Source organism: Mesorhizobium sp. M7A.F.Ca.US.014.04.1.1 (genome assembly GCF_003998745.1).
In the GTDB taxonomy this organism is placed as follows: Bacteria; Pseudomonadota; Alphaproteobacteria; order Rhizobiales; family Rhizobiaceae; genus Mesorhizobium; species Mesorhizobium ciceri.
On sequence record NZ_RZRW01000669.1, the window covers coordinates 1 to 2,839 of the forward strand.

A 2,839-nucleotide genomic window follows, 5' to 3' on the forward strand; every position below is an offset into this window, starting at 1 on the left:
TCTACACCGTGCTTTTGCGCCGTGCCAAATTCGGCATCGAACTCCTGCCGATGGTCGTGCTGCTGCTCGGCGCCGGTGCGCTGGTCGCCTTGCCTTTCCATGCGTGGGAATTGTTCAACGACGAACGCTCCGCCATGAACGTCCACAGCCTTCTCGCGCTCGCCTATCTGGCAGGTCCCGGCGGCGCCCTGATGTACTACCTCTACAACAAAAGCGTGCAAACGCTGGGTGCTAGCCGGGCAAGCATGCTGCTCTACCTGCAGACGGTGTTCGTGGCCGTGCTCGCCTATCTGCTGCTCGGCGAGGGCTTGCACGATTACGACCTGGTCGGTGCGGCCTTCATCGTCGCCGGCATCGTGCTCGCTACCGTAGTCAGGCCAGCTCAACCACGCGTGGCGTAGACATCTTGCGGGTGACGGCTGTATTCAGCGCCGGCCGCATTGGCGTTTGGTGAGTCACCATTGCGACAGCCAGAGGCCCCCTCTCAATGCCGCTTGAAATACTGCACCTCCTTCTCGTGCTTCTCCGCCGCCTCGCGCGTATCGAACGTTCCGAGGTTGCGCCGCTTGCCGGTCTTGTCGTCCTTCTTGCGCGAATACAGCCGGTATTTGCCGTCCTTGAGTTTTCGGATCATCTCGCTCTCCCTGGCTAGGATTGGCCCTGATCAAGGTTTCCGCTTACCGGGCGGCGGCCTGCCGACCAGCGCCTGCGTCTTGTCGCCATGCTCATTCCCCGGTTGTGTCAGGGATCAACGCCGTTCCAATCCAAATGATCCACCCGTTCGAAGGCAGCACTCTACGGCGCCCCCCCTCTGGCCTGCCGGCCATCTCCCCCACAAGTGGGGAGATTGGCAGCTTTGGCGTCGGCGCTTTCTGGCAACGTCGAAATTCGGCGAGCGCCGGCCAAAACGCAAAAACCCGCCTGGGCGGCGGGTCACTGGCGCAAATCAGCACCATAGGCAGAAATGTAGCATAGCTGCCCTCACCCCGTCAAGAAAAAATTCCTATCCCATCGACAAGCTCCCTGTCCGGACACATGCATCCCGGCCACGAAGGCTAGCGGCGCAATTGCGGCGGCAGCCGACATTCCAACGCAGTAAATTCAGATCCAACTTGACGGAACATTAGCCAAAGCTAATTGTTAGTGGATGCGGCAGGTGGTGCCCTCCATCGCCTGCCGAAGATCGGCCCTCCGATCGGCCCGCGTCCTCCGCCAGAGGCGCGGGCTTTTCGTGCCGATCAGCCGTCGCAGCCTAGCCGGCATTTTTCGTCCTCCGACTATTTCGCCAGTCCCTCATCGGGGTTTCGCCGCCCTTTGGCCTTGAGGCTGCGCGCGGCTTGCTCGACCGCGGCGCGGTCGTTGCCCAAGCGGTCGAGCAGTTCCTGTGCCTCGTCGCCGGAGATGCCGGTGCGCACCGCCAGCGCCTCGACCTCCAGCACGTCGGAGCTGGCGATCTCGCCGGTTTCAGGCAGCGCGTCGCCCGCCGTCAGCGGCAGGGCTCCCTCGCGGTCGATCTCGGCCTCGGCCTGGTGCCAGTGCCGCTCGGGGTCGCCCTGCATGCGGCCTTCCCGTTCCCAGATCTGGTAGGCGCGCTCACGAATTCTGTCGTCCCGGTCGTCGCTCATGGTCAGTCCTCCTTCGGGTCAGGGTTGAACGTCGCGCCAATGCGGACGCTCCGGAAAATCCGCGCGATCGGATCGCCATGCCGGCGGTGCGCGGGGGCTACTGGCATTGCCGTCTCGGGCCACCGGAGTATGGCTGGTAGCTGTTGTCTTCCGGGCGATAGGAGCGGTAGCGGCTGAAGCAGGAATCGACATGGTCGGCCGAAAGCGCTTCGCCGTCATCATCGGCAAGGTAGACGCCAAGGCCAGCGCCGTTTTCCCCGCCGTCGCCGGCAGCCGGCTGGCCGGCCTGACCGGCGGCTTCGAGATAGGGCGAGATGCAGGGGCGCAGCTGCCCGCTGTAGGAGAGATAACTGTTGTCGTCCGGATGGTAGGAGCGATAGCGGCTGGCGCACCAGGCGAGATGCGGACGCGGCAGGTCGGTTGCCTTGGGCGCGATGGCGCCGGTGACCGTCGGGTCGGGCGGCGTTTCCGGCGGTTTGGCGGGGATGTCGGGCGGCGCCGGCTGGGCGGCCGGCAGGCGTTCGAGGCCCTGCCCGGCTTTGTTCACCGGCCGCGCCTTCTTGGTCCACAGCTCCGCCACGCTGACGGTGGCCGTTGCCTGGCGCGGCGGCTTTGCGGCAAGCAGCCAGGCGGCGAAGCCCAGTCCGCTGCCGAAGACCGCAAGGGTCAGCACGAAGCCGCAGACCAGTCCCAAAACCGCTTTCACGACACGCTCCTTCAGTCCCTGCTCATAGAATGCGGGGCCTCAAGGCTGGTTCCAGAAAAACGCTGGCGCGCGCGCCGGCGTTGCCGCCGGGCGCAGCCGCCAAGGGAGGCTCAAAACCCCGCCCAGACACAGTTCAGAAACAATATTCAACAGTTCGGAAAAACTGCCGAAAAGATCGGATGGCATAAGCATCCCACAACAACTGGAAAAATGGCCGTGCCGGGCAATGCCCGGCCTGGACGGGAAAGTATGGAAATGGATCACGGTGTCGATGTCGCCGAACTGGACGCGGAACGATCGGGGCTGGAAAGCGGCCCGGCAGGTGTCGATGCGCTGGTAAGAACGGCTCCCGCGACAGCCAGGCGCGGGCAAATCCTGACGGGCGCCGACTTTGCCCGCCAAGGCTTGCCCGGCGAGCGGCTCGACACCGTCTTCGAACAGCTTGCCGAGATGTTCGCAGCGCTGCCGGCGGTGATCTCCGACGGGCGTGTCTGGACCTATCGGGGGC

The 2,839-nt window shown here is 64.6% G+C and carries 5 protein-coding genes; 2 read left to right on the forward strand and 3 right to left on the reverse strand.

Going from position 1 to position 2,839, the window contains the following annotated elements; genetic code table 11:
- On the forward strand, window positions 1–401 hold a 401-nt coding region (locus EOA22_RS29650), incomplete at its 5' end, for a DMT family transporter (protein ID WP_164755988.1).
- Window positions 402–484: 83 nt separating this feature from the next.
- Here the strand turns inward: EOA22_RS29650 and EOA22_RS29655 are convergent.
- From EOA22_RS29655 to EOA22_RS29665, 3 genes are all read right to left on the reverse strand, one after another.
- A complete protein-coding gene (locus tag EOA22_RS29655; RefSeq protein ID WP_086081318.1) occupies window positions 485–634 on the reverse strand; it encodes a hypothetical protein in 150 nt (49 codons plus the stop codon).
- 643 nt (window positions 635–1,277) lie between these two features.
- Window positions 1,278–1,625 carry a DUF2934 domain-containing protein gene (locus EOA22_RS29660; RefSeq protein ID WP_027160800.1) on the reverse strand — a complete coding sequence of 116 codons (348 nt, stop codon included), beginning with the start codon at window positions 1,623–1,625 and terminating at the stop codon, window positions 1,278–1,280.
- Between the two features lie 97 nt (window positions 1,626–1,722).
- The gene (locus EOA22_RS29665; protein ID WP_063168611.1) at window positions 1,723–2,331 is read right to left on the reverse strand and encodes a BA14K family protein; all 609 of its coding nucleotides are present in this window, start codon (window positions 2,329–2,331) and stop codon (window positions 1,723–1,725) included.
- A 255-nt stretch (window positions 2,332–2,586) separates the two neighbouring features.
- On the opposite strand from EOA22_RS29665, the gene EOA22_RS29670 reads away from it, so the two are divergent.
- Window positions 2,587–2,839, forward strand: a 253-nt coding sequence (locus EOA22_RS29670; RefSeq protein ID WP_245478716.1) for a hypothetical protein, incomplete at its 3' end; no start/stop codon positions are given.

Excerpts from the sequence above, each read along its gene's own strand:
- EOA22_RS29660 (WP_027160800.1), bottom strand. The coding sequence starts at position 1,625 with ATGAGCGACGACCGGGACGACAGAATTCGTGAGCGCGCCTACCAGATC.
- EOA22_RS29655 (WP_086081318.1), bottom strand. The coding sequence starts at position 634 with ATGATCCGAAAACTCAAGGACGGCAAATACCGGCTGTATTCGCGCAAG.